This window comes from Pyxidicoccus caerfyrddinensis (assembly GCF_010894405.1).
Lineage (GTDB): Bacteria > Myxococcota > Myxococcia > Myxococcales > Myxococcaceae > Myxococcus > Myxococcus caerfyrddinensis.
The window spans coordinates 1-991 of sequence record NZ_JAAIYA010000110.1 but is presented as its reverse complement, the minus strand read 5'-3'; the positions used below and the strand labels follow the sequence as shown (position 1 = coordinate 991).

Annotated in this window: 1 protein-coding gene; it reads left to right on the top strand. The window is 65.8% G+C overall.

Translation table 11 applies throughout. The features are described 5' to 3' along the window. On the top strand, nucleotides 1-991 hold a 991-nt coding region (gene tuf / locus G4D86_RS51715; RefSeq protein WP_164003094.1), incomplete at both ends, for an elongation factor Tu.

Here is a 991-nt window from a genome sequence, read left to right as displayed (position 1 = left end):
CGGGCGGCGCCACGTTCATGGCGTACGACCAGATCGACAAGGCGCCGGAGGAGCGTGAGCGCGGTATCACCATCTCCACCGCGCACGTGGAGTACCAGACGAAGAACCGGCACTACGCCCACGTCGACTGTCCGGGCCACGCCGACTACGTCAAGAACATGATTACCGGTGCGGCGCAGATGGACGGCGCCATCCTGGTGGTCTCCGCGGCCGACGGCCCGATGCCCCAGACGCGTGAGCACATCCTCCTGGCTCGCCAGGTCGGCGTGCCCTACATCGTCGTCTTCCTGAACAAGGTCGACATGCTGGACGACCCCGAGCTGCGTGAGCTCGTGGAGATGGAAGTCCGGGACCTGCTCAAGAAGTACGAGTTCCCTGGCGACTCCATCCCCATCGTCCCCGGCTCGGCCCTCAAGGCGCTGGAGGGTGACACCAGCGACATCGGCGAGCCGTCCATCCTGAAGCTGATGGAGGCGGTGGACAGCTACATCCCCACCCCGGTGCGCGCCACCGACAAGCCCTTCCTGATGCCGGTGGAAGACGTGTTCTCCATCGCCGGTCGTGGCACGGTGGCGACGGGCCGCGTCGAGCGCGGTATCGTCAAGGTGGGCGAGGAAGTCGAAATCGTCGGCCTGCGTCCCACGCAGAAGACCGTTGTCACGGGCGTGGAGATGTTCCGCAAGCTGCTGGACCAGGGCATGGCGGGCGACAACATCGGCGCGCTGGTGCGCGGCCTGAAGCGTGAGGACCTGGAGCGCGGCCAGGTGCTGGCCAAGCCGGGCAGCATCACCCCGCACACCAAGTTCAAGGCGCAGATCTACGTCCTGTCGAAGGAGGAGGGTGGCCGTCACACCCCGTTCTTCAAGGGCTACCGTCCCCAGTTCTACTTCCGCACCACGGACGTGACGGGCACGGTGAAGCTGCCGGACAACGTGGAAATGGTGATGCCGGGCGACAACATCGCCATCGAGGTGGAGCTCATCACCCCGGT